This is a genomic window from Salinisphaera japonica YTM-1 (genome assembly GCF_003788585.1).
In the GTDB taxonomy this organism is placed as follows: Bacteria; Pseudomonadota; Gammaproteobacteria; order Nevskiales; family Salinisphaeraceae; genus Salinisphaera; species Salinisphaera japonica.
Map to the genome: position 1 here is coordinate 210165 of NZ_AYKG01000001.1, position 24618 is coordinate 234782.

The following is a 24618-nucleotide window of genomic DNA, read 5'->3' on the forward strand; positions in this document are numbered from 1 at the left end:
CTCATGTGGCCTCAATGCGTGCGATATGCCGCCTCGGTCGATGCACGGACAAATCGTGCGCGGTCTGTAGGTTGATCCAGAATTCTGGCGACGTCCCAAACGCCTCGGCCAGCAACCACGCGGTTTCGGCCGACACCCCGCGTTTGCCGCGAACCAGTTCGTTAACGCGCTGTACCGAAACCCCTAGATGCAACGCCAGGGCTTTCTGGCTCAGATCCATGGGCCCTAGAAATTCGTGTTGGAGAACACGCCCGGGGTGCGTGGCTGTTCGATGGGTTGGAAGCATTGAGAACTCCTGACTGTTAGACGTGAATCAGCCGTGGTAATCCACGATCGCGACCTCATAGGCTGCGCCTGCGTGCCAACGAAATACGAGTCGCCACTGGCGATTGATCCGGATGCTATGAAAGCCGGCGTACTCTCCTCGTAATATTTCCAACCGGTTGCCCGGCGGCACCCGAAGATCTTCGATCACGGCCGCGGCATTCAATAAGTCGAGCTTGTAAAGCGCCGGCTCCACAATCTGCGATGGCAATCGCCTAACCTTATTACTCGCACGCCCATGAAACAGGTCTGACGTGGCACGATTCCCGAACGACACGATCATGCTTGAAAATTAACGGATGCCGTTAATGCGTGCAATCAAAAGCCCGTCTCGCGAGCCGTGTTTTTCGTTGGTCAATAGGCAAGCGAACTATGAGCCCATCCCGTACCAGTCATCTACGCGAAACCCCGCACGATGAGGACACGCGCGCGACCAACCGGGCCGTCGAGCGTGAGACAAGTCACGCGGGCCAGACGCCGGCCGGCGAAGAGGCCAGCCTGTCCGATCTGGATATCGCGCTGGCCAATTGGGCGCGGCGCCACGGTGCGGACCGGCTGGTGGCGCGTGCGTTTGCCCTGGCGAGCTGGGCGGTGGCCCAGGGGCATACCTGTCTCGATCTGCGCCACATCCCCACGGCCTTGATGAGTGCGGCCAACCAGGCCGAGCTGCTGCCGGCGCTGGCGGCCAGCACGCTGGTTGGCCAAGCGGGCAACTCTGGCCAGACCCGCCCGCTTATTCTCGACCAGGATCGGCTGTATCTACAGCGCTACCATGCCTACGAAACACGACTGGCCGCGCGCCTGCGCGAGCTGATGGCCGCCGCGCCCGAGCCGGTCGATGTCGATGCGCTGGCGCCCGGCAACGGCCTGTTCACCGCCGATCCGGCCAATCCGCAGGCCACCCACTGGCAGGCGGTGGCGGCCTTTGTGGCCCTGCGGCATCGTTTCACGGTCATCTCCGGCGGGCCGGGCACCGGCAAGACATATACCATCGTGCGCCTGCTGCGCGTGCTCATCGAGGCCGCCTTGAGCCGGGGCGACGAGACCCCGCCGCTTATCGCGCTGGCCGCGCCCACGGGCAAGGCAGCGGCCCGGATGCTGGAATCCGTTCGCCGTGGCCTGGCCGACATGGCCGCCGATGGCACGTTTGACGACACGGTGATTGCCCGGCATATCCCGCAGACCGCGCGAACTCTGCACCGCCTGCTTGGCCTGACCGGGGCGAGTACGCACGCACGGTTCAACGCCGATAACCCTTTGTCTTACGATGTCGTCATCGTCGATGAAGCATCGATGGTGGACTTGCCGATGATGGCCAAACTGGCCGAGGCCATCCGCCGCGATGCGCGCCTTGTCCTCCTGGGGGATCGCTACCAGCTTGCCTCGGTCGAATCCGGCGCTGTTCTGGCCGAGCTGTGCGGTGCGGCCGGCGTCAATCGCTTCAGTGCCGTGCAACAGGCCGCGGCCCACGAGCTGCTCACCGAGACGCCGGCCCCGGCCAGCCACCCGCTGGCCGATCATGTCATCACGCTACAGACCAGCCGACGCTTCAACGCCGACAGCACGATCGGCCAGCTCGCGGCCGCGGTCAACGCCGGCGATATTGACGCGACGGATGCGCTGCTGAATGCCGGCCATGCCGATCTGGTCTATCACGAACATGCCGATGAGCGCGGTCTGGCACCGCTCCTGGATACGGTCGCCGAGGACTATGCCCGCTTTCAGACGATCACGGATCCGGCGATTGCCATTGCCGAACTCGGTCGACAGATCATCCTCACGGCCGTGCGTGAGGGGCCCGCGGGTAGCCAGACCCTCAACGCCGGCATCACCGACCGTCTGGCCCGGCACTTCGACTTCGCGCCCACGCAGACGTGGTATCACGGCCGCCCGGTCATGGTGCGTCGCAACGACTATCGAACCGGGCTCTACAACGGCGATATCGGCATCGCACTTGCTGACGACGACGGCGTGATCCGTGTCTGGTTCGAGGGCAACGACGGGCGCCGTGCGTTTCTGCCAAGCGCATTGCCCACGCATGACACCGTCTATGCGATGACGATTCACAAAAGCCAGGGCTCCGAGTTCGATGCCGTGACGCTCGTGCTGCCCGCACCGGAGGTACCCGTGTTGAGCCGCGAGCTGGTTTATACCGGGCTGACACGGGCACGCGGGCATCTGTCGATTCACGCCGCTCGGCAAGCCGTGCAACAAGCCGTGGCGCAGGGCGTGACGCGCACGAGCCAGCTGGCGGCGTTGATCGGGCGCGACTGACAAAAAAGACCCGGCTTGAAAACGAGCAAACGGATGCCCGAGGCACTCGGGCCGACCTGACCGTCGTCTCAAAACGTCGCCCGCCCCCCCGCCGTGAGCGCGCGCGGGGTGCCGGGCTGTACACAGAGCCGGGCGTAGCTGCTGGCATACCAATCGGTATCGAACAGGTTGTTGATACTGCCGAAGACGGTGAGGTTGTCGGTGAGTTCGACCTCACCGAACACACAAAACAGCGTGTAATCCGGCAACGTGAAGTCGGTGCCGGAGGGTTAGGCTCTGCGGCAACGGCGGCCGGTGCCGCGTCGACCGGCGCCGGGGCCACCGGCACCGAGACAGGCGGCGTCGCCCCGGCGCCGCGTGCATTTTCGGTCTCGGCTTGCGGTGCCGCCGCAGCCGGCGATACCAGAAAGCTCATGAAGAGCGAAGTCATTACTGCCGACACAGGGGCACGCATCTTCATTCTGATTATTATCTCTTGTTGCAGAGCCAGGCCCTGGCTCTGCTCGGCTCGTGAGTTTCACTCACAGGTCGCCGTTAGCCCGGCCGATCCAGAGCAACAGGACAGTCGGGCATGTTCCGATCCCGATGAGGCGGTTTTCAGGACTGGCTGAGTGCCTAAAAACCAACAACCGGCTCTGGGCTTTAAAAGTTATAATATAACAATTAAAAGACGCATACATGCGGCCAAACGCCACAGGTAGTCACTCGCTGTAACCGGCGTTGAAAAGACTTGTCAGAGCGCCCGGATAGTCTCGCGGTTTCCGGTGCACGCCCGTCTCACGAAGACGCACTCGCCAACAGCGATGACGCGACCCGTCCGGTCTGCTTTTCTAACCACGCAGGAACGGCACGGCGAGTCGCGAGTTCACACGTCTCGCGCTGCAGCTTCATACATCCCATTGATCGCGCTGGCGCAGGTAGTGGCGCAGCGCTTTTCCGGCGCATCGGTCGACAAGCGATGCCGCTAATCGAGTTCTTTTATTGATCTGTTCCGGTCAGCCTGGCGTTCCAGGCTTTCGCAAATCGCCGAGAATGTCGTGGGCGTGGCCTAACGAAAAAAGCCCCCGGCATGAGCCGAGGGCTTTCGACGATCGTCGACGTCCTAGGTTGACCTAGGTATTGGCGCCACTCCCGCCGGGAATATTGGCACCCTTTTTCAGATAGACACGGTTGTCTTCCAGACGATCAACGTCGTCGAGATCCAGGTAGTGATGCTGTTCGTCTGAGCTGTCCGTCTTGGTCAGCTTGATCTTCTCATCCTCTACCTTGTCGACCGTGCCCACGTGCTCGCCGTCGGCATCAGTGACTTCCATGTGCTCTTTGATACGAAACTTTTCCAACATGGTTATTCCTTCTCTATACCAGTACCACTACGGTAACTGAACTCTGGCCTTCTGTGTGCTATCCAGCATTTTATCGACGACGCCTTGCTACAGACACGAATCGAGCGCTGGTTTGAAGCCCTCGCCAACACAAGTTCGGGCCGGCGTGTCTGTATTTTGCTGACATAACCTGCTTGCCCCGGTCTCGTTTCGACTTGCGTTCTGACCGTCGACGATCACCGCGTCGATCATCCAGCCCCTTGACGTGTCCTGATGATTCGCCCGGGGGCTCAATCGAAAGCATGACGGCCGCCCTGCGCCAGAAGGCGTAGATTAGAGACACGTATCCCAAGGCGAGAGCCGTTATGTCTTCCAATCGTGGTGTGGTGTTTCGTGGTAAGGGCGAGGTGGCCGTCGAGGCCATTGATTTCCCCGAGTTGGCGCTGGGCCGGCGCTCTTGTCAGCACGGGGTAATTCTGAGGGTCGTCACCACCAATATCTGTGGCAGTGATCAGCATATGGTGCGCGGGCGCACCACCGCGCCGACCGGTATGGTGCTGGGCCACGAGATCACCGGCGAGGTGATCGAGTGCGGGCGCGACGTGGAGTTCATCAAGGTCGGCGATATCGTCTCCGTACCCTTCAACGTGGCCTGCGGGCGGTGTCGCAACTGCAAGCGCGGCGACACGCATATCTGCCTGCACGTCAACGACGATCGACCGGGCGGTGCTTATGGTTATGTCGACATGGGCGGCTGGGTCGGCGGTCAGGCCGAATATGTGATGGTGCCCTACGCCGACTTCCAGCTCCTGGTGTTCCCCGACAAGGAACAGGCCATGGAGAAAATCCTTGACCTGACCATGCTCTCGGACATCTTCCCGACCGGGTTCCACGGCTGCGTCACCGCCGGCGTGGGCCCGGGCTCAACGGTGTATATCGCCGGTGCCGGCCCGGTGGGTCTGGCCGCGGCGGCCTCGGCCCAGCTGCTCGGCGCGGCGTGCGTGATTGTCGGTGACATGATCCCGGAGCGCTTGAAACAAGCCAAGAGCTTTGGCTGCGAAACGATCGACCTACGCCAGGACGCCACGATGTCCGAGCTGATCGAATCCGTGCTCGGCGTGCCGGAAGTCGACTGCGCGGTGGACGCGGTGGGCTTTGAAGCCAACTGCCATGGCCATAACCACGGCCAGGAAGCACCGGCCACGGTACTCAACGCCGCGATGGAGATCGTCCAGGCTGGTGGGCGCGTGGGCATACCGGGCCTGTACGTTACCGAAGACCCGGGCGCGACCTCCGAAGATGCCAAACAGGGCAATCTATCGATGAAGTTCGGCCTGGGCTGGGCCAAGGCGATGTCGTTTCATACCGGCCAGACGCCGGCGATGCGCTATCACCGCCAGCTCATGCAAGCGATCCTCTACGACAAGGTGGCCATCGGCAAGGCGGTCAACGTACAGACGATCAGTCTGGACGAGGCCCCGGACGGTTATGCCGCCTTCGACGACGGCGCGGCCAAGAAGTTCGTGATCGATCCGCACGGGCAGATCGCCTGATCAAGACGGGCCCGTGCTAAAAAAAGCCGGTGAAGAAACCATTTCACCGGCTTTTTTGGTAAATGCTCACGGCATAAAACACTGCTGGCTGACAACAGCGCCGCCGCAACGATCGCCGCGTGCCGGGGCGATCAGTTCTCGATGAGAAGCTGATCCAGCTCGCTGGGCAGCGCCAGGACGGCCTGGCCTTCCTCGCTGTCGGACAGCGCGGCGTTCAATGTCTGGATCACCGCTTTGACGAATTGACGCGTGTCGTCGTGGCCAAGCTCGGTACGGAATTCGATCTTGCCGTAGAAATCATCCAGCGAGATCGGCACGCCGGACGTATCGCTGCGTTTGGCACCGTCGGCGGCTGCTTCACCGATTTCTTCGGGCAACTGGCTTGCCATGCGGCGTGTCTGCTCGGCCGGCATCTGTTCACACAGCGCATCAATCACGATGAGCGTGCACTCGTGGACCACGTCCGGGTCGAGCTGTGGGCATTCGTTATAGATATGGGCCAGAAAACGATCAGTCTGCATAAGACGGCATCGGTTAGTTCGTTGAATATTCCGCTACCGTGCCGGCCGAACGACGCCATGACTATCGGGGAGATCACGGACCCGGTCTTGCGGGGCCACCTTGTCGCGGCCGGTTTTTCAGTGATCCCTGATGGCCGACGGACCGTTTCCAAACGGGCCCGGCGCGGCTTGCGATGTAGTCGTTCGCGTGGCGATTTGATACCGGCTGAGTCACCGATCGCGACGCGCGTCGATCTGCGATACCCCCGCAGACGTCGAATCATTTATCAAGCGCTACCGAGCGACAACGGTTAGCCGATAAACGGCGAACCCGCGGCGTATGGCCGGCGCGGGCATGCACGAAGTGATTGTTTTCGTTCAGGCTTTGCAGCCGGGGATTGGCGCGCCATGCCAGCCAAACGGCTCATCGGCGGTCTTGTCACGCATTGGAGCGCGCAGGCGCGCATCGCAGTTAAGCCCGCCCACCTACGCCCTTAGGCGCATTGTGGCCAACGCCGTTAGCGGCCAGTGTGACAGCAGGCTTTTCAAGACCTCGTTGTCATAACCAGCGCGCCCGGCGCTTCGGAGGAATTCATGTCGCAGACGTTCGATTTCATCGTGGTGGGGGGCGGCTCGGCCGGCGCGATCGTGGCCGCGCGATTGTCCGAGGACGCGAATTGTCAGGTCGCACTCGTCGAGGCGGGCAAGCAGCCGCCGGCCGAGGAGATGGTGCCGGCCGCCTGTTCGGCGCTACAACTCAACCCCGACACCGACTGGATGTATACCGCCGATGCCGGGCGGGCCGGCAAAGGCCTGCGGGACGGGCGCATGATGATGCCGCGCGGCAAGATGCTGGGCGGCTCGTCGGGGATCAATTACATGGCCTATGTCCGGGGCCACCCGGGTGATTTCGATGCCTGGGCCGAGGCCGGCGCCGAGGGCTGGCGCTACGACGATGTCTTGCCGTATTTCAAGAAAAGCGAAGGCCTGGTGCCCAACGAGGCGATCACCATCGACGACGCCGCCCACAATACCAACGGCCCACTGGGCGTTTCGGTGCGTGCGCCGATCATTCCCGGAGCCGCCGAATTCGTGGATGCCGCCGAGGCCGCGGGCATTCCGCGTGGCGACTATAACGGCCGCGAGCGCGGCGGCGCAGACGGCGTGGTATCGCTGTTCCAGACGACCACCCGCGATGGCAAGCGCTCGAGCACATATCGCGCCTTCATTCAGGGGGATGCCGAGGCACGGGCCAACCTGACGATCATCACCGACGCCCATGTTCAGCATATCGTGCTCGATGATTCTGCCGAGGCGCCGCGGGCCAGCGGCGTTGTTTATACCGCAGCCGACGGCGAACGCCATACGCTGACCGCGGCCCGCGAGGTCATCGTGTCCGCGGGCACGATCGGCTCGCCGCATCTGCTGCTACTGTCCGGCATCGGCCCGAAGGACGAGCTGGCCGCGGCCGGCGTGGATTGTCGTGTGGATTCGCCGCACGTGGGCAAGCACCTCAAGGATCATGTCCACGTCGCACTTTGCTTCCCGGCCCCCGGTGTCGGCATCTCCATGACCGAAATCGGTCTGTCGTTCGGTGCCGATGCCCTGCGCGCACCCGATGGTCCACTCCCGGCCGATCCGGCCGAAGATGCGGATATGTCCGACGAACTGGTCGCGGTGAAAGAAGAAGCCGATCGACGGTTTTCGGCCTGGGCGAGCGAGGGCCAGGGCATGATCGCCTCCTCGCTGTATGACGCCGGTGCCTGGTTTTCGACCGGGCTGGGCGATCATCACAGCCACGATGCCCAGATCGGTTTTTTTGCCTCGGGCTATAACCGGGATCTGTGGGCCGGCTGTATGCGGGTCGACCCCGAGCAGTATTTCGACGATGTGGGCAAACGTCTGGGCGATGACGCCGAGACCGTGATGCTGTTGGCCAACCCGGTCCAGCCGCACAGCGAAGGCCAGATCACGCTGGCCGATCGTCAGGCCGACACGCCGCCGAACATCGACATGAATTACTTCGGCGATGATCACGATATGCCGGTGATGATTGCCACCGTGCGCCGCGTGCTGGATATCGCCGAGAATTGGCCGAGCCATCGCGAGCTGGGCGCGCCCCTGTTCCCGCCGTTTCTGGCTGACAAACATGGCCATGCCCACGGCGATACGCCCAGTGATGCCCTGCTCGAAGACTTGGCGCTGCACTATGCCTGGACGGTCTATCACCCCACCACCACCTGTCGTATCGGTGATGTGGTTGACCCGCAGCTGCGTGTTTACGGTACCGCCGGCCTGCGCGTGGCCGATGCCAGCGTCATGCCGAACGTCGTCAGCGGCAACACCAACGCCGCAGCGATGATGATCGGGGAGAAGGCCGCCGAGATGATCGCCCGCGAACACGGCGTGCGTCTGAACCAGTTCGTCGGCGCTTGAGGCAAGACTTCAGGGCCTGTCGTCATGACGTGAGCCGACCCACCGGCTGCCGGCGGGGCGCGGCGCCCGGTCACGACAATGCCGGCGCCGCGCAGGGCCGTTTGTTGTAGAGAGCGCTGTCAGACCACGGCGCCCACGGCACGGCTGACATCGGCCGGGCCTTCGTATTCTTCGTCGGCGATGATCTCCAGCGTATGGCGTACATCCAGCGGCGCATCGTTGTTGGTGGCGTAATCCTGCAGCGTTTGCTTGGTCGCCGGATAAGCCACACCGGCCAGGTGTTCCTGAATCTTGGCGGCACTGGCATGTGCCGGATTGGACATGAATTCGTTCTCGGCCATTGAAGGCTCCGGTGTTGGGTTAGGTGACAGATCGGTTGGCGGGCGAGGGCTTGACCGACAAGTGCGCAAGCCCGCCCGAGGAGCGATGACAAACGACGGGATGTCGAAACGCCGCCGTCGTTGTCGTCAGCGCATCACTTCTATTGCGCGATCATCAGTGATTTCGTGTTTACGAACTCCCGCATGCCGAAACCGCCGTGCTCGCGGCCGTAGCCGCTGTTCTTCACGCCGCCAAACGGCAGGTTGGGCTGGGCGATGTAGTAGCCGTTGATGCTGACCATGCCGGTATCGAACTCGTCGCGAGCCAGGCGTACCGCGCGCGCTTCGTCCTCGCTGAAGATACCGCCGCCCAGGCCGTAGACCGAGTCGTTGGCGATACGAATGGCATCGGCCTCGTCCTTGGCCCGGATGAGCGCGGCCACCGGCCCGAACAGCTCGTCGTCGTAGGCCGGCATGCCGGGTTTGACGTTTTCGAGCACGGTCGCGGGGTAAAAATAGCCGTCGTGATCCGGCACCTCGCCGCCGACCAGGCACGTCGCGCCTTTTTCGATCGATTGCTTGACCTGCTCGTGCAGGTCATCGCGCAGATCCTTGCGCGCCAACGGACCAAGCTGGGTGTTTTCGTCGGACGGATCACCAAAAGCGATCTGTTTCATCTGCTCCAGATACGCATCGCGGAACTGGTCATAGACCTCGTCGACCACGATGAAGCGCTTGGCCGCCACACAGGTCTGGCCCGCGTTGACGATCCGGCCCATGACACAGGCCTGTACCGCTTTTTTGATATCGGCGTCTGCCAATACGAGGAAGGCATCGTTGCTGCCCAGCTCGAGCACGGTCTTTTTCAGGTGCTGTCCGGCATCAGCAGCGATCTTGCGGCCCGTGGCCGCACTGCCGGTGAAGGTCACACCGCGCACCAGGGGATGAGCTGTGACCTGGCTGGCCTGAGAGTCCTGGATATAGAGCACGCTGAAGACGTCTTTGGGCACGCCGGCTTCGATCATGATCTCTTCGAGCGCCTCGGCACAGCCCCAGACGTTGGGCGCGTGCTTGAGCAACACAACGTTACCCGCGGCCAGGTTGGCCACGGCATAGCGCACCACCTGATAAAACGGAAAATTCCAGGGCTGGATACCGAAGATGATGCCGATCGGCTGGTGACTGACCAACGCGCGCCCGCCTTCCAGCTCGCGGTCCTCGTCGGCCAGTTCGGTCGGCGCGTTATCAGCGGTGTAGTGGCAGATCGCCTGACACAAGTCGATCTCGCCCGGGCCCTGGTTGATGGGCTTGCCCATCTCCTCGGTCATCAGCGCACATAGCCGATCCTTGTGCTCGGCCAGTTTGTCGCCCACGCGGCGCAGAATCTCACCGCGATCCTCGACCGACTTGGCGCGCCAACCTGCAAACGCCTGGTGACTGGCCTGGATCCTGTTTTCCAGCGCATCGTCAGAGATTGTCTGAAACTCACGAACGACCTGGCCGTTGGCCGGATTGATGCTCTTGATGCTTGTCGACATACGAACTACCTGTTGGATTTGAATGCCATCGGCGACGACCGTGGTTGCCGCGTGGCATGACACACCCACAATACATAAAATGCGGCACGGTCAAGACGACACGCTGACTTGTTATCGTGTCGCCTGTTTCAAAGCCGTTCTGGATCATGACCCGCCCCTGCCCCTGTCAATCCGGCCTGGCGTACACGACTTGTTGTGGCCTCTATCATCGCGGCGCATCCGCGCCGTCGCCCGAGGCGTTGATGCGGGCGCGTTATAGCGCGTACGTGTTGAATGAAACCGCGTTCCTCAAGGCCAGCTGGCATGCAGACACCTGCCCGACAGAGGTGACGCCCAACGGCGACCTGCGCTGGTGCGGCCTGATCATCACGGCGCATGAGCACGCCAGCGAGCGCGGCCGCGTGCATTTTCAGGCCACCTATCAGGATGCCGGCGGCTTCGCCTTGCTCGATGAAGACGCTCGTTTCGTCTTCGAGGCCGGCCACTGGCTGTATCTTGACGGCACGCCGAGCGTGTCGCGCCTGCGCCCCGGCCGCAATGACGCCTGCCCCTGCGGCTCGAAGCGCAAGTTCAAGAAATGCTGCGCGCGCTGATCGAGCGGCCCCGCGTATTGCCGTCTTCGTTATGATCGTCGTGTCGATCGGCTGATCAGGAGCTGCCAATGACCGAATCCCAATCCCAGACCCGCCCATTCGCCGTGATCACCGGCGGCAACCAAGGCATAGGCTACGAGCTGGCCGCCCAGTTTGCGGCCAACGGCCACGACATACTCATCAGCGCCCACGGCGACGGCCTGCCCGAGGCGGCCGAACGCCTCGGACAGCACGGGACCACCATCACGACCGCCAAGGCCGACCTGACAACCTACGACGGCGTCGAGGCCTTATACGCCGCGATTTGCGAAACAGATCGCCCGGTCGACGCACTGGTTCTCAATGCCGGCCTGGGCCTGGGCGGGCATTTCGTCGGCGGTACCGCGCTGGACGACGAGCTACGCCTGATCGCACTCAACGTGACCTCGACCGTCCATCTGGCCAAGCGCGTGGCCCCGGACATGGTTGCGCGCCGGGCCGGACGCATCCTTGTCGTGTCCTCCGTGTCTGCGACCACGCCGACACCATTCGAGGCGGTTTATGGCGGCACCAAGGCTTTCGGTCTGTCCTTTGCCGAAGCACTGCGCAACGAGCTGGCCGAGCACGGCGTGAGCGTAACCGCCCTGCTGCCGGCCCAGACCGAGACCAACTTCTTTCATCGCGGCGATATGGACGACACGGCGATCGGCGCCGGCGACAAGAACGATCCCACCGAAGTCGCCCGTCAAGGCTACGACGCCCTGATGGCCGGCCAGGACAAGGTCGTGGGCGGCGACTGGTCGGCCAAGTTCAAGGGCAACGTCACCAACAAGATCCTCACCGAAGAACAGAAAGCCGATGCTCACCACGACCTGGCGCGCCCGGGCTCGGCCGAGGCCAACGATTAAGCGGGCCTCCGTCTGAATTTTCCGCGTTCTGGTATGCCCCGGCTCAGCTTGCCGGAGCGATCACCTTGTCACGGTAGCTTTCGACGATGCTCATGAATTCGTCGACCTCGGCACCTGGGACGCCCACTTGATAAAGCGAATTGCGTATCTCGTGGGCCGTGACGTCGAACTCGAACTGCGACAGCCCCAAGTGGCTGTGGGCCTCGAACATATCGCGCCCCGGATAACAGGCCGGCCCGCCGCACACCTCAATACTCCAGGCCGTTACCATGAACTTATAGCCGGCCTTGTAGGGCGTGTCGTGGAAATCTTTGACCTTGTCGTTGGCGTTATTGAGCGTGGCGTTGGTATGTAGCCGGTCGATGAGATAATCGACGGCACTGGCGATTGGGTAGGCGCCCCCAACCGGTCGTAGAGCGTTTGTTCGGCCATGATCAGCTCCTGTTCTCGCACCACAGTTTGTTTCGATCGACAACGTTCTGGTTGCCGTCGATCATTCTTGATAGCACGCGTTTTGAGAAGCTTGAAATACGTCTTTCGCTGTAGAAGCTAGAGGGTGTCGTTTTTTTCATCAGCCGCGGCATTGCCGCGATCCATGTCGGTGATGGCGGCTTCACCTTTCTGGGCCATGGATTCGAGCCGGCCGATCTGTTCGGACAGTTTGGGCAGCGCCTCGCGGCGATAGCGCGACACCTCGTCGATCGCGCCCAGCACGTCAGCGAAGGCGTTCTCCAGCTGTTCCATATCCAGCATGGCCGAGGCACTGCGGTTCTGGATATCCACGCCCTGCGAGCGCAGCTGCGAGGCCGTGCCGGCGATCATGTCCGAGGTGGTCTTGTTGAGCGACTCTACCCGGTCGAGCACGAGGCGCTGGTTGGCAAGCGCCAGCGCCACGGTCACGGCCACGTTCAGGGCCGACACGGTGACGTTGAGCGCGCGGTCCACGCCGCGCATCAGCTCACGGTTGTTGCGAATGACAACTTCCAGGGCCAGCACGCCCTGCTGGCTGACGGCCAGCTGCTGCTGCAGGTCAACCACGCGCTGGCGCAGCGGGAAGATGAGTTCTTCCTCGATGAAGCGACGTTTGGCGTTGTCGGTGTCGAGGCCGTCGCCGGCCTTGACCAGCCGTTGATCGATGAGCTGACCGAGCGCGATCTGGCGTTTGAGTTGGGACAGGGTCGCCCGCATGGCGTCCTGGTCGTCGGCCAGGGTGACGTTGTCGCGGGCCAGCATGTCCTTGCCGGATTCCAAGTCACGAATGATGGCGTCGATGGCTTCCTGCGCGGTTTCGAACTTCTGGAAATAGCGTTGCAGCCGGTCGCCCACACCCGGAATGAAGGATAGACGCCGCGCCAGGCCCGAGTCGCGCAGCTTGTGGCGATTGGGATCGAGATCGGTCATGCGCCCGCGCAGGTCGGTCAATGCCTTGGCCACGGGGCCGCCGTCCTCGCCGTGCTGGGCCAGCTGACGGATCGGGGTCTGGAGCATCGCACTGCGATGGGCGGCCTGGCGCTGGATTTCAGCGCCCATGCCGTCCACGGCCTCGCGCTTGGCGTGTGCGGCCGCGGCCTGCTCGTCGTCCATGGCCAGCACATCGGCCACGAAGGCATCGGCCGTGGCGGCCAACTCCGGGTCTTCGGGCTCGGCTGCCGGAGGCGCTTCGGGCGCGGTATCCGGCGTCTGGGCATCAATATCGCGTGCAATCTCGTCGATGGGTAACGACAGGCTGAGCGGGCTGGCCGAGGCTGTGCGATTGTCGGGTTGGGTCGGATCACTCATAGTCAGCTCTTTCGGTCAGCTCTTGTGGCCGTAACGCTCGGCCTGGGCAAGAAAGCGTTGCAGATCATTCAGCGCTTGATCGGCATCCAGGGCCGCCTGTGGCCGGTCGGTCTGTACGCGGGCCATGACGACGGCCGCGTTGTCCAGCGTGGTCATGGCCGCCTCGTTGCGGGCGGTGAGATCACCCAGGCGGCGCTCGGTATCGGTGACGAGCGCCAGCCGCTGATTCAACGCCTCACGTTCGTCGGCATGGCTCGTGTGTTTGGTTTGCTTGAGCCGGCGCCGGACATACGCCGTGTCGATACCGAGAACGCCCGCGGCCAGGCTGTGCATGGCGCCCAGGTTATCGGCGGCGGCCATACAGACTTCCCCCACCATCGCACGCGAGCGCCCATGGGTAAGCTCGCGCGCATCGAACTTCGCTGCCAGCGTGTCGAGTACGCGGGTGTAGCGGGTATAAAGCCGATCCGCCTGGCCGGCCAGGTCGGCCCGCTGCACCTCGAGCAGGCGTTTCTTGGCCGCACACAAGGCCCGAACGACGTTATCAGCATCAACCGGCGGACGCTCCGGGTCCAGCTCTGCGGTGCCGGCTTCGCGTTCGGCGCGCTCACGCTCGGCCTGTTTGGCCCGGGCCTCGGCTTCGATACGAGCCTGATCCGACTGGTTCTTGCGACGGGCCAGCCAGCCACGCCAGCGCCGCTCCACCGGCACCTCGATGGCAATCGCCAACAGGCCCAGCACCCAGCCGTTGAAGCTCGGGCTGAAACCGCCCCAGAGCGAGGTCAACCATAGCGCAAACGCCAGAAACGGCAGGCCGAAAACATATCGCAGAATCGCGCGCCAGCGCGTGGGCGGTACAGCCGGCACGGCCATGCGCGGGTCGATCATGCCGATCAGGAACCAGGGCAAGCACGACAGAAACAGGCCGTAAGAAAATCCTTGTAGAAAACCGAACATGAGCGCTTGTTATTGAGCCGTTGCCGAGTATTCCTTGTTATGGGGTGTATGGCGTCAAACATCAAACCGGGCGCTGTCGGGTTGAACCCGCAGGCACGTCAGGGATAGGCGAAACGCACGGAGAGGCTGTTGTGATCGGATACGTCGGTCAGCGCCTCGGCGCCGATCCGGCCGGGCGTGATGACAGACAGGCCCCGATAATAGATATGATCCAGCGGCTGGTCGCCGTCGATTACGGCGCGGGTACGCGCATCGTCGGTGGCGTTAAAAACAGCCTTGAGCCCGGCTTGATGGACGGTCTTTTCAAGCAGACGGGTACGGGCCAGGCTACGGCTGTTCATGTCGCCAGCCAGAATGATCGGCCCGGCGTGCTGTTCCAGAAGCGCGCCGATCGCGGCGAGCTGATCGCTGTAGTCGTCGAGCGTGAGCCATTCGAAATTCAGCAAATGAGCGTTGATCACGAGCAGGCGCGGGGCGCGGCCGGCGATCGGATATATCGTGGCCAGGCTGGCTTTCGGGGTAAGCCCGAATTCGCGGTGCTGGCTCACCAGGGCAATACGCCGGGTCGGCGCAACGCGCGAACCGGTAAGCACGCCGGTGGCCCGGCCGGACCCACAGCCCAGAATCGCGGCCGAAAAACTGGCCGCGAACACGCCGGTGAGCTGCGCGGCGGCCAGACGCTGGCTTACCGTCCCGCCGGATACGGGCGCACACACTTCTTGGAGCGTGACGAGATCTGCATCACGCAGCAGCCTGGCAACGATTGCCCTGCCCCGGGCGCCGCCCCATTCGTCCGCCTGTGCTTTCTTGATATTCCAGTCGACGACACGGATATCGTTGGCCGATAGCGCCGTATTGCTGAAACCCGGGCCGGCCTGCGCCAGGCGTTGATCCGGCGAGGCCACACAGGCGGCAAGGCCCAGCGTGGCCACCAACAGGCCAACAACCGTCCGGCAGCGCTGCCCGACGGGCGCGCCTGACAAGCGCCGATCAGTCGTGAGGCGGTGTCGCGCGCTCACGCGCCTCGGCTTTCCAACGCGGCTGGCTCGGGTTATCGGGGTCGGCCGGCCAGCCTTCGCGCTGGCGGCTGCGATCGCCTTCCACGGCCTCGGTCTGGTCGTGCCAGAGGGTGACCTGGGTTGGGTACGGCATATCGATATGCGCGTCGTCCAGCGCTTTCTTGATTGCACGAATCACCTGCGACTGTACGCGCACCACATCGGCGCGGCGGCTGTCGGTCCACCAGCGCACGCGGATGGTGGTCCAGCTGGCGGCCAGATCCCAGGCAAACGCCTCGGCGGCCGGCTCGGCCTGCACTTCATCGATATCGGCCAGGGCCGTGCGAATCGCCTGGCACGCGACGTCGATATCATCGCCATAGCCGATACCCACGTCGTACTGGCTCCGACGCTTGTTGTGTGCGGTCTTGACCAGCACCGCGTTGGTATAGACGTTGCTGTTGGGCATGACGACATTCTGGCCGTCATAGGTGCGAATGATCGTGGCGCGGGTCTCGATGCGCTCGACCGTGCCTTCGTAGCCGTCAATCTCGATCTGGTCATTGATATTGAACGGCTGGCGCAGAAGGATCAGCAGCCCGGCCAGCCAGTTCTGCAGAATATCCTTGAACGCGAAACCGATCGCGATCGAGCTGACGCCCAACCCGGCGATGAGATCACCCGGGTTCAGCGTCGGCACGACGATGGTCGCAGCCAGCAGGAAACCCAGAACCATCACCACCCATTTGACGAAACCGCCCAGCACCTCACCCAGGTTATGGCGCGAGCGCCGCGCGCCCTGGCCGATGACCAGTCGCTTGGCGAGTGCGGCCAGGCCGATGAAAATCACGAATACAACGATCGCGACCACAATGTTCGGCAACAGCCGCACGGCTCCGTCGACCCAACTGTCCAAGCGCTCGATGATCACACCCGGATCGAGATCGAGCGTCTGTGGTTGGTCCGCGGGAGAGGATTCAGGGCTCGGCATGGGCAAAAGTCACGTTAGACACGATTCGTTCAGCCTACCGTATTAATCAACGCCAGCCACCGCGCCGGGCTGAAAAAGCCGGCGCGCCAGCCGCGTTTGGCCATCTTGGCGATATGCAGATCGCTAGAAGTAATAGCCCATGTTGATATTGAACAGGGTCTGGGTCTTGGGCCGATCACCAACGAGCGTGCCGTTGACGAAGGTTTCGTTCTTGCCCTGAATCAGGTCGAAATAGGTATACAGGTTGCCCGCGGCCAGCGCCGCCCCGGTGACGTTCTGCCAGGTGTTGGGCAACCCGCCCGATTTGTTGCCGATATAGGTGTAGTCGTTGTACACCTCAAGGCTGTCGAACGGGCCGAAATCGAGCTGGAACGTATAGCTGAGGTTACCCAGCCAGCTCGTGGCCTCGGTGGGAATGACGTAGTTGGTGTTGAAGTAGCCCGTACCCAGTACGTCTTCGTTGCCGTCCAGGTCATACTCGTAGCGCGCGGCCTCAAGCATGACTTCCCAGGGGCCGTAGTTGCCGTGCAGGTGAAGCGCACCGGCCAGATTGTCGCCGTAGTATTCGGTGGTGGCATCGTTGTAGATGAAGCCATACTGGCCGGAGACACCGATCTCGCTGACGTAATCCTTGGCGTGTTGCCAGTTGTAAGCGGCCCGCAGGTTCGTGGTGTTGGTTTCCTGTACCGACTGGCCATAACCGTCGACGAAATTGTTCCGGGCCAGCCCGCCATCTGCCTGTGTGGCCGGTACGGCGTTGCCGTCGTCGTCGTTGATCTGCGGCATGATGCCGATCGGATCCACCGAGTAGCGGTCGTTGCCGTTGTTTTCCGAGTTCTTGAAGAACGCGGCCTGGAAGTCCCACTGACCGGGCGTGGCAACGTATTTGACACCGATATCGTAGTCGTCCTCGAAACCGGTGTAATAGTTGCTGGAGAAATAGAAGTTGTTCGAGGCGTACGGCAGAATGCCAAACGGCACGCGGGTCAGGCCGATCTCGATATGTTGATCGTCGTTGAACTCGTAGCCCACCCAGCCGTGATGTAGCGCGCGCCAGGTGTTGTAGAACCGGTACTCGGCCGAGAACAACAGGCCGTCGATATCGGCATCCATGTTGATACGAAACGTATCCATGCCGATATCGCCGCCCCGATCCTTCTGGCCGTCATTGAACTCGGCATAGGTGGCGTTAAAGCGCAGTGCCCCGCCCACTTTCACGGTCTTGGACTGCTTCTTGTCGTAGACATCGCCGGCGATATCGCGCACGTCCTGTTCGCTACGCGGCCCGCCGGCGCCGGTCTTGAATTGTATGCCGGCAAGCGTGCCGACCTCGTGCCCTGACCCGGACTCATCGGCCGCGACACTCGTGCCGCTTGATGTGTCGTCGGCGTTATTGGCGTCGGTGGCTTGTTGTTCGTCGCCGCTGGCGTCGCCGCCGGTGGCATCACCGGCTTCGGCGCTGCCCTGGGAATTGCCCTGGCCGACACCCTGGGCGAGCTGGGTCTGCTGGCCGCTGGCCGTTTTGCCCGACGTATCTTCGGCCAGGCGTGATTCGAGTGCATGTACCCGCTCACGCAACGGCTCGAGCTTTTCGAGTTGTGCCTTGAGCGCTTCAAGTTCGGCACGCATGTCTTTCTGGCTCTCGGCATCCATTGCCTGTACCGGCAACGACAGTGCACTCAGAGCCATCCCCCACAGAATGGCGTTTTTCACTGGTTTCCCCCTATCGTGGCGCTCCCCGCGCCGTCCCTGGCTGAAGGTTAGCATTGCCGCTGTTAGTCAGAACATGACCGTGGCGAACAAAACGCCGACGTGCGAGACCTGATCGGCATTCTGGTCGTCGGGAAAACTCTGCGTGGCCCCGTCATCGGGCACGGCGAAGCCGTAGACGGCCTGCAGGATCAGGTGCTTGTTGACGTTGAAGTTCATGTAGAAATCGAGCTCTTTGGCAAAATTGCGGCTCGTGATGCCCGCCGATTCCTGGGCGTTGTGATAAGAAAACCGATAAGCGATGGCGCCGCCATTCAAGCGATCGGTGAAATGGAGCTTGGTCTTGACCATATCCACGTCAAGATTGCTGTTGAACAGCTGAAACTCGCCCACGACCTCGCCCATGTACCAGTTGCCCCAGCCCCCGGACCAGTCGTAGTACACCGTGTTGTAGTTGGCGGAAAACTCGGCGCGGCGATAAATCAGCTGGGGATCCAGCCACGTGTTCTGGAACTTGTAGGAGGCCTCGGCATACCAGCCCGAATCGTCGATATCATTCTTGGGGTTGGATTCGTAGACGTACTGCCCGCCGATGGCGAGATTCTTGAGCGCGGGTATCGGCTTGCCCTTGGCGCGCAGATTGTAGATGTCGGTCCCGTCCAGTGCCGGCACGTTGCTCTTGTAGGTTTTCAAGTACGCCGCCCCCAGCTCGGCCCGGCCGGTGAAGCGATAATGCACGTTGGCTCCGTAGCTGCGTGTTTCATCGTCACGGCCCGGGCGAAACTGATCCTGCTCCAGATAGAACAGATCGCCGTGCCAGCCATGCGAGTCGATGGTGGCGACGGCGGCTTTCTCGAAGGCCTCGCTCACGCCGTTGTAGTAGCCGCCCTGCTTGCCCGTATCGAAATAGCCGTCGCCGACGAGAAAGCCCTCACCGAAGGCGAAATCCATACGCCCGGCGGCGAACTGCAAGGCATCCTCGCCCAGTGAATCGGCAAACAGCTGCCCGCTGTTCCAGCCGAGATAGGCTTGATCCAGGCGTAGTGCCTCGGGGTGATTGGGTGTAGCCCCGGTGTTATCGCCAAAGCCGCTACCGCGGGTGATGTTGTAGACCGCCGATGCCCCGCCGAAGACGCGCCCGCCTTCGGCCCACGTGTAGTCAGCGCGCAGAACCGGCAGGCCTGAATGCTCCCACCAGGCGTTGTCCTCGTTGACCGGGTTACCGCCGATGCTCACGTTGCTGCCGTAGTTGGCATTCTTGGAGGCAACGCCGGACAGGAACAACGTCAGACCCCACCGCAGCTTCAGGCCGGGCCCGTCATCGTCACCGTAAAAGACGTTCGTGGCATCCGGCTGTTGCAGGCCCGCGTCGAAGTAATCCAGATCGACCACCGTGGTCGATGCCTTGGACTTGTTCGGGCCTCGCGCCTGTGCGGCCGGCACACACAGGGGCCCGGTGGCCGCGAGCACGGTGAGGCCGTATCCGATGTTGCGAATCATAGATCAAGTCTGTGGCTTGCAGGCAGGGGAGAGCGTGACCGGCGCACACATGGGCCGAACCAGGACAGCTATCAGGATCGGGCCCGAGAATACACATTTAACAAGCTTAAAAAATACGGTTTTTTACGGAGCAAAACCTTTTTTTTCAAGCCAGCATCTACCACCAAAGAAGGCTCGTCAGCCGCCCGCGAATCGCTACACTGCCGCCTCCGGCCACGCCCTGAGTATTAGCCGATGACTGACCGCTCTGTTCGTCACGCTGCTGCGCCCGCGGCCAACACGCCGGGCCGCGTGATGATTGCCAGCCTCGTTGGCACGACCATCGAGTTTTATGATTTCTATATCTTCGCCACGGCCGCTGCGCTGGTCATCGGGCCGGTGTTCTTTCCTTCGAACGACCCTACACTGACCACACTGGCTGCTTTCATGAGCTTCGGCCTGGCTTTTCTGGCGCGCCCGCTCGGTGGTCTGTTGTTCGGTCATTTCGGCGACCGGCTCGGGCGCAAGACCACGCTCGTGGCGAGCTTATTATTGATGGGCGTGGCGACAATCGGCATCGGGCTCGTGCCGGGCCATGCAACGATCGGCGTCTGGGCGCCGATCATTCTATGTATCTGTCGATTTGCCCAGGGCCTGGGTATTGGCGGGGAATGGGGCGGCGCTGCCCTGCTGGCCACGGAAAACGCACGCCCCGGCCAACGGGCATGGTTCGGCATGTTTCCCCAGCTGGGCCCGTCGTTGGGTTTTTTGTTGGCCAACGGCGTATTCCTGTTGATGCTGATCAGCCTGGACGACGATGCCTTCATGCGCTGGGGCTGGCGGGTGCCGTTCTTGCTGAGCGCGATTCTGGTCGTGGTCGGCCTGTACGTGCGTGTTTCGCTGACCGAATCACATGTCTTCAATCAGGCGCGTGCGAGTGATTCGCGGGCCGGGCTGCCCATCGCGCGCCTGTTGCGCCATGCGCGCCGGCCACTGATTCAAGGCACGTTGGTGATGGTGGCCTGCTACGCCATCTTCTATATCACGACGGTCTGGACGCTCAATCATGCGGTCGTGGTGCTGGGGCTGGCGCGCGGGCAGCTCATCGGGCTGCTGTGTATCGCGATCGTGGGCATGGCGATCGCGACGCCGATCTCTGCGCTGGCCGCCGACCGCTTTGGCCGTCGCCCGGTGCTCTTGGCAGGCCTCGTGTTCACGATCGGCGTGGGAGCAGCACTGGCCCCGCTGCTGGCATTCGGCACGAGCACTGGGGTATTCGTGTTCTTTGCCCTGGGCCTGACGGCCATGGGCTGGATTTATGCGCCGATGGGCGCGCTATTGCCCGAACTCTTGCCAACCGACGTGCGCTACACGGGAGCCGCAATCGCTTACAGCCTGGCCGGTATATTCGGTGCTTCGCTGGCCCCCTATGCCGCCGAAGCGCTGTTGCATGCAGGCGGGCCGGCCTGGGTCGGCGCGTATGTCATGGCCATGGCCGCGATCAGTCTGGTCACGCTCGTGACTATCGACGAGACGAAAACACGTGAACTCTGATGCCCCCCGGCCTGGCCTCGGGCATCATGGGCCCGGCTTTCAACACGAACCGGTCATCGATGTCTCACCGCGCCTCGCCCGAGGATAAGCCCCGCCGCATGCCTTGGCCCAGCGAGCTGAGCTGGGCCGAATGGCGTGACGTGCTGATCGCCGTGTTTCGGTCGATGGGCGATCAGCCGGTCACGGTCAACGCTTCGGCGATCTCGTTCCTGGCGCTGTTCGCGATTTTCTCGGCGGTATCGGCATTCGTGGCTTTTTACGGCTTGTTCGCCGATCCCGGTGTCGTCGTCTCTGACATGGAGGCCTTGGCGGGCTTTGTGCCGGCCGACGTGGTCATTTCCATGATCGGCCAGATGCAGGAGATCACTTCGCGCTCGACGTCCACGCTCTGGGCAGCCGGTATCTTCAGCCTGCTCGTTGCGCTCTGGTGTGCCCAGCAAGGCGTGGCCGCCCTGATGATCGCCCTGGACGGCGCTTACAAGACCGGGCGCCCGAAGCGACGCAGCGGCACGCTGGTTCGGTCGCTCGGCCTGGCGCTGGCGGTCATCAGCGGGCTGATCATCGTCTCCTTGCTGGCGATCGGCCTGCCCGTATGGGCCCAGGTGGCCGGCGCATCGCTGGCGCTCAGCGAATTCGCCCGGGCCGTGGGCATGACGCTGGGCGGGCTGGTGCTGTTCGGTGGCCTGGCCGCGCTGTATCGCTGGGTGCCGGATCGCGCGCCGGCGCCGCGCTGGCGCTGGGTCCGCATCGGCGCGGGCGTGGTGGTCTCGTTCTGGACCGTGGCCTCGATCCTGTTCTCGGTGTTTCTGGCCTACTCGGATTCCTATACCGCCATGTATGGCTCGCTGTCCGGGGTGGTGCTGCTGTTGACGCTGACTTACGTCACCGTCGTCACGGTGATCGTGGGCGCGGAGTTCAATGCCCGCATCGAGCGTGAAGCCCGCACCCACTGCGCACGCTCATAGAAACGTCAGCCCTGCGGCAATGATGATGCCGGTCACGAACAGCTGAATCAGGCAGAAGCCCATGATGTCGGCGGCCTTCAATCCGGCGATGGCCAATACCGGCAGTGCCCAGAACGGTTGCAGCAGGTTCGTCCAGGCATCCCCCCAGGCAATCGCCATGGCGATACGTGGCATGTCGGCACCCAGCGCCTCGGCCGCCGGGATCATCACCGGCGCCTGTACCGCCCACTGGCCGCCGCCGGAAGGCACGAACAGATTCACGATGCCGGCGCTGATGAACGACCAGAAAGCCAGCGTATCGGCCGTGGCGATCGAAGCGAACCAGCCGGACAGGGCCTCGGCCAGGCCCGACTGCGTCATGATCGCCATGATGCCGGCATAGAACGGAAACTGGATCACGATGCCGGCCCCGCCACGAATACCCGCCTGCAGGCTGGCCAGCAGGCGCGTGGGCGTGCCGTGCAGCACGATCGCCACCATCAAAAACAAGAAATTGACGACGTTTAGATTCAGCCCCTGGCCACGCAGAAAGAAATAATCCGCCAGATAGGCCAGCCCGGCCAGCCCCACGCACCCGGCCAGCAGCCGACTGTGCTCCAGATGCTCGGCCGGGCGCGACGGCCGCACCGGATTCGATGCGGGTTCCTCGAGCGCCTCGCGCGAGGCAATGACGGATTCATCATCGCCCGGCAGCATCAGCCGGTTGATCAGTGGCACCACCACGAACAGCGCGGCCACGATCGCCAGATTGAAGCCGGCAAACAGTGTTTGGCTCGTATCGATCACGCCGATGGTCTCGGCGGTGAAGTGGCCCGGCGTTGCAATGGTCAGGGGGATCGAGCCCGCCAGCCCCCCGTGCCAGACAACGAACCCCGAGTACGCGCTGGCCACGAGCAGCCGATAATCCACCCGCACGTGTCGCGCCAGCGCCTTGGCGAACAAGGCACCAACAACCAGGCCGAACCCCCAGTTCAGCCAGCTTGCCGCCAGCGAGACCAGCGTGACGTAGATGATCGCACTCGCCGCACTGTGAACACGTCGCGCCAGCGTATCGAGCAGACGGGCCACCGGCGGCGAGTGCGCCAGCATGAAGCCACTGACGAGCACCAGCAGCATCTGCATGGAGAACGTAAGCAGGTTCCAGAAGCCGTCGCCCCAGATCCGCAACACCTCGTGGGCCCGGGTGGGCGTGGCCGCGATCGCTGCCCCGGCCGCCACCAGCGTCAGGACAAGCACGAATACATACGGATCGGGCAGGTAACGCTCGACCAGGCGTACCGCCGGGCGAGACAGCCAGCGCAACATGGGACAGCCTTTCATGGGTGTTGGCTCGGGAACGATAGCCTAGCGGCTCATCCGAATCGGCCATAGAAGCCGATGGTCGTAATGTGTCGTTCACCACCAGGGACTTACACGCGATCGGCGTATTCGGCAAGCTAAAAATCGCGTATCTTTTTGGCGTTGTCGTATTGACGCAATCGGCCTTGTCAGGGCGTCGACATTTTGGCCAAGAATTGACCACGCGCGCTTGAACTCCCGTGTGACAAGCGATGAGACGATTCACCCACGGCTTTATCCACAGATTTTGTGAGTTGTTCAGATCGCGTTTCGCTACCGCGATGGCGGGTTATTTCGCCATGCCGCGCCAAGAAATAAGGCGCGACGACGACGACCACGCCCCGAACACGCTTGAACTGCGCAATTGCAAGGTGACCCAATCCATGCCTTATCTACAACTCGACACGACCCAATCGTTTTCAGGCGAGGAAAAAGCTGCGTTCTCGGCCGCGCTGGCCGACTGTTATGCCAGGCACATGCAGATGGATCGTCGGCGTATCAGCGTGGCGATACGTGAATTGGGCCCGGACGGGCTCTGGCGCATCGTGGATGACCAGCCCGTGCCGGCGAACCTGCTCATGTGTGATATTCGCCTTGGCCGCGAGGCTGCGCGGCGACAGGCTTTGGCCGAGGCGATGCTGGCAGTCTGCCAGGCCGAGCTCGGGCTGGCTGTCGAGCGGGTGAACATCGAGTTCACCCAGCACGCAGCCGATGAGATGTACCACCCGACGCTGGGCGGGTTCAGCCCGGATTGGCATCCTTCAGACGATCAGTGAGGAAAGCCCATCGCTCAGAGGCGAACGCCCGTTACTCGTGGTTGACGTCGCCCATGTCAGCCGGCGGCATGCGCGACTGACCATCGCCACCGCCCTGGCCTTCAAGCTCACGTTCCTTGCGGATCGCCTGCTCGGCAAGCTCTTGAAACTCGGGCCAGTCCGTCACCGCCGCTACGGCTTCGGCCTGCAGACGCACGGCTTCGGCAGCCAGCGGGCTCTCGGCCTGGGCCAGGGCTTTCTGGCGACTCTGGTGATAGGTCGCACGACGATCATCGGTGTTTCGCATCAGTGGTTTTATACGTCAAAGACTTGATCCACAGCATA

The 24618-nt window shown here is 62.7% G+C and carries 24 protein-coding genes; 8 read left to right on the forward strand and 16 right to left on the reverse strand.

Annotated elements, in window-relative coordinates; all coding sequences use genetic code 11:
- Window position 1 precedes the first annotated feature (1 nt).
- Window positions 2–286, reverse strand: coding sequence for a HigA family addiction module antitoxin (locus tag SAJA_RS01020; protein WP_123656784.1), 285 nt, complete (start codon window positions 284–286; stop codon window positions 2–4).
- Window positions 287–313: 27 nt separating this feature from the next.
- Window positions 314–607, reverse strand: coding sequence for a type II toxin-antitoxin system RelE/ParE family toxin (locus tag SAJA_RS01025; protein WP_123656785.1), 294 nt, complete (start codon window positions 605–607; stop codon window positions 314–316).
- An 89-nt stretch (window positions 608–696) separates the two neighbouring features.
- Between SAJA_RS01025 and recD the strand changes: the two genes are divergently transcribed.
- Window positions 697–2598: an exodeoxyribonuclease V subunit alpha gene (gene recD, locus SAJA_RS01030; RefSeq protein WP_123656786.1), complete on the forward strand. Its 1902-nt coding sequence runs from the start codon at window positions 697–699 to the stop codon at window positions 2596–2598.
- Window positions 2599–2666: 68 nt separating this feature from the next.
- Here the strand turns inward: recD and SAJA_RS01035 are convergent, their stop codons facing one another.
- Window positions 2667–2846, reverse strand: a complete 180-nt coding sequence (locus SAJA_RS01035) for a TonB-dependent receptor (protein WP_123656787.1) — start codon at window positions 2844–2846, stop codon at window positions 2667–2669.
- A gap of 864 nt (window positions 2847–3710) precedes the next feature.
- Window positions 3711–3941, reverse strand: coding sequence for a DUF2171 domain-containing protein (locus tag SAJA_RS01040; RefSeq protein ID WP_123656788.1), 231 nt, complete (start codon window positions 3939–3941; stop codon window positions 3711–3713).
- Between the two features lie 344 nt (window positions 3942–4285).
- On the opposite strand from SAJA_RS01040, the gene fdhA reads away from it, so the two are divergent.
- Complete coding sequence (gene fdhA / locus SAJA_RS01045; protein WP_123656789.1) at window positions 4286–5473, forward strand: formaldehyde dehydrogenase, glutathione-independent; 1188 nt, start codon at window positions 4286–4288, stop codon at window positions 5471–5473.
- A gap of 131 nt (window positions 5474–5604) precedes the next feature.
- On the opposite strand, the gene SAJA_RS01050 is transcribed toward fdhA, so the two are convergent.
- Window positions 5605–5994, reverse strand: a complete 390-nt coding sequence (locus tag SAJA_RS01050) for a DUF2267 domain-containing protein (protein ID WP_123656790.1) — start codon at window positions 5992–5994, stop codon at window positions 5605–5607.
- Between the two features lie 573 nt (window positions 5995–6567).
- On the opposite strand from SAJA_RS01050, the gene SAJA_RS01055 reads away from it, so the two are divergent.
- Window positions 6568–8409, forward strand: a complete 1842-nt coding sequence (locus SAJA_RS01055) for a GMC family oxidoreductase (RefSeq protein WP_123656791.1) — start codon at window positions 6568–6570, stop codon at window positions 8407–8409.
- A 119-nt stretch (window positions 8410–8528) separates the two neighbouring features.
- On the opposite strand, the gene SAJA_RS01060 is transcribed toward SAJA_RS01055, so the two are convergent.
- Both SAJA_RS01060 and SAJA_RS01065 read right to left on the reverse strand, forming a co-directional pair.
- A complete protein-coding gene (locus SAJA_RS01060; RefSeq protein WP_245963191.1) occupies window positions 8529–8750 on the reverse strand; it encodes a DUF2795 domain-containing protein in 222 nt (73 codons plus the stop codon).
- A 140-nt stretch (window positions 8751–8890) separates the two neighbouring features.
- Complete coding sequence (locus SAJA_RS01065) at window positions 8891–10267, reverse strand: NAD-dependent succinate-semialdehyde dehydrogenase (protein ID WP_123656792.1); 1377 nt, start codon at window positions 10265–10267, stop codon at window positions 8891–8893.
- A 146-nt stretch (window positions 10268–10413) separates the two neighbouring features.
- Here SAJA_RS01065 and SAJA_RS01070 point away from each other — a divergent pair, with 146 nt between their 5' ends.
- Window positions 10414–10860, forward strand: a complete 447-nt coding sequence (locus SAJA_RS01070; RefSeq protein WP_123656793.1) for a YchJ family protein — start codon at window positions 10414–10416, stop codon at window positions 10858–10860.
- Between the two features lie 68 nt (window positions 10861–10928).
- A complete protein-coding gene (locus tag SAJA_RS01075; RefSeq protein WP_123656794.1) occupies window positions 10929–11747 on the forward strand; it encodes an SDR family NAD(P)-dependent oxidoreductase in 819 nt (272 codons plus the stop codon).
- 43 nt (window positions 11748–11790) lie between these two features.
- On the opposite strand, the gene SAJA_RS01080 is transcribed toward SAJA_RS01075, so the two are convergent.
- The 7 genes from SAJA_RS01080 to SAJA_RS01110 form a co-directional block, all read right to left on the reverse strand.
- Window positions 11791–12222 (reverse strand): group I truncated hemoglobin, encoded by a 432-nt coding sequence (locus SAJA_RS01080; protein WP_221180066.1) that lies wholly within the window; start codon window positions 12220–12222, stop codon window positions 11791–11793.
- Between the two features lie 74 nt (window positions 12223–12296).
- Entirely contained in the window at window positions 12297–13526 is a 1230-nt protein-coding gene (locus tag SAJA_RS01085) for a toxic anion resistance protein (protein WP_123656795.1), read from the reverse strand.
- A 15-nt stretch (window positions 13527–13541) separates the two neighbouring features.
- Complete coding sequence (locus SAJA_RS01090) at window positions 13542–14483, reverse strand: cobyrinic acid a,c-diamide synthase (RefSeq protein WP_123656796.1); 942 nt, start codon at window positions 14481–14483, stop codon at window positions 13542–13544.
- Window positions 14484–14581: 98 nt separating this feature from the next.
- The gene (locus SAJA_RS01095; RefSeq protein ID WP_184999686.1) at window positions 14582–15466 is read right to left on the reverse strand and encodes an endonuclease/exonuclease/phosphatase family protein; all 885 of its coding nucleotides are present in this window, start codon (window positions 15464–15466) and stop codon (window positions 14582–14584) included.
- 7 nt (window positions 15467–15473) lie between these two features.
- Window positions 15474–16472: a mechanosensitive ion channel family protein gene (locus SAJA_RS01100; RefSeq protein WP_123656798.1), complete on the reverse strand. Its 999-nt coding sequence runs from the start codon at window positions 16470–16472 to the stop codon at window positions 15474–15476.
- Window positions 16473–16595: 123 nt separating this feature from the next.
- Entirely contained in the window at window positions 16596–18185 is a 1590-nt protein-coding gene (locus SAJA_RS01105) for a hypothetical protein (protein WP_123656799.1), read from the reverse strand.
- A gap of 66 nt (window positions 18186–18251) precedes the next feature.
- Window positions 18252–19682 carry an alginate export family protein gene (locus tag SAJA_RS01110; protein WP_123656800.1) on the reverse strand — a complete coding sequence of 477 codons (1431 nt, stop codon included), beginning with the start codon at window positions 19680–19682 and terminating at the stop codon, window positions 18252–18254.
- Window positions 19683–19916: 234 nt separating this feature from the next.
- On the opposite strand from SAJA_RS01110, the gene SAJA_RS01115 reads away from it, so the two are divergent.
- Window positions 19917–21215, forward strand: coding sequence for an MFS transporter (locus SAJA_RS01115; protein ID WP_123656801.1), 1299 nt, complete (start codon window positions 19917–19919; stop codon window positions 21213–21215).
- A 98-nt stretch (window positions 21216–21313) separates the two neighbouring features.
- Window positions 21314–22180, forward strand: coding sequence for a YihY/virulence factor BrkB family protein (locus SAJA_RS01120; protein WP_184999687.1), 867 nt, complete (start codon window positions 21314–21316; stop codon window positions 22178–22180).
- Here the strand turns inward: SAJA_RS01120 and SAJA_RS01125 are convergent.
- Window positions 22175–23485: a short-chain fatty acid transporter gene (locus SAJA_RS01125; protein WP_123656852.1), complete on the reverse strand. Its 1311-nt coding sequence runs from the start codon at window positions 23483–23485 to the stop codon at window positions 22175–22177. The two genes, SAJA_RS01120 and SAJA_RS01125, sit on opposite strands and share 6 nt — an antisense overlap.
- Before the next feature lie 332 nt (window positions 23486–23817).
- On the opposite strand from SAJA_RS01125, the gene SAJA_RS01130 reads away from it, so the two are divergent.
- Window positions 23818–24294 (forward strand): tautomerase family protein, encoded by a 477-nt coding sequence (locus SAJA_RS01130; RefSeq protein WP_221180068.1) that lies wholly within the window; start codon window positions 23818–23820, stop codon window positions 24292–24294.
- Between the two features lie 31 nt (window positions 24295–24325).
- Here SAJA_RS01130 and SAJA_RS01135 read toward each other — a convergent pair whose 3' ends face one another.
- Entirely contained in the window at window positions 24326–24580 is a 255-nt protein-coding gene (locus SAJA_RS01135; RefSeq protein WP_123656803.1) for a hypothetical protein, read from the reverse strand.
- Between the last annotated feature and the right edge of the window lie 38 nt (window positions 24581–24618).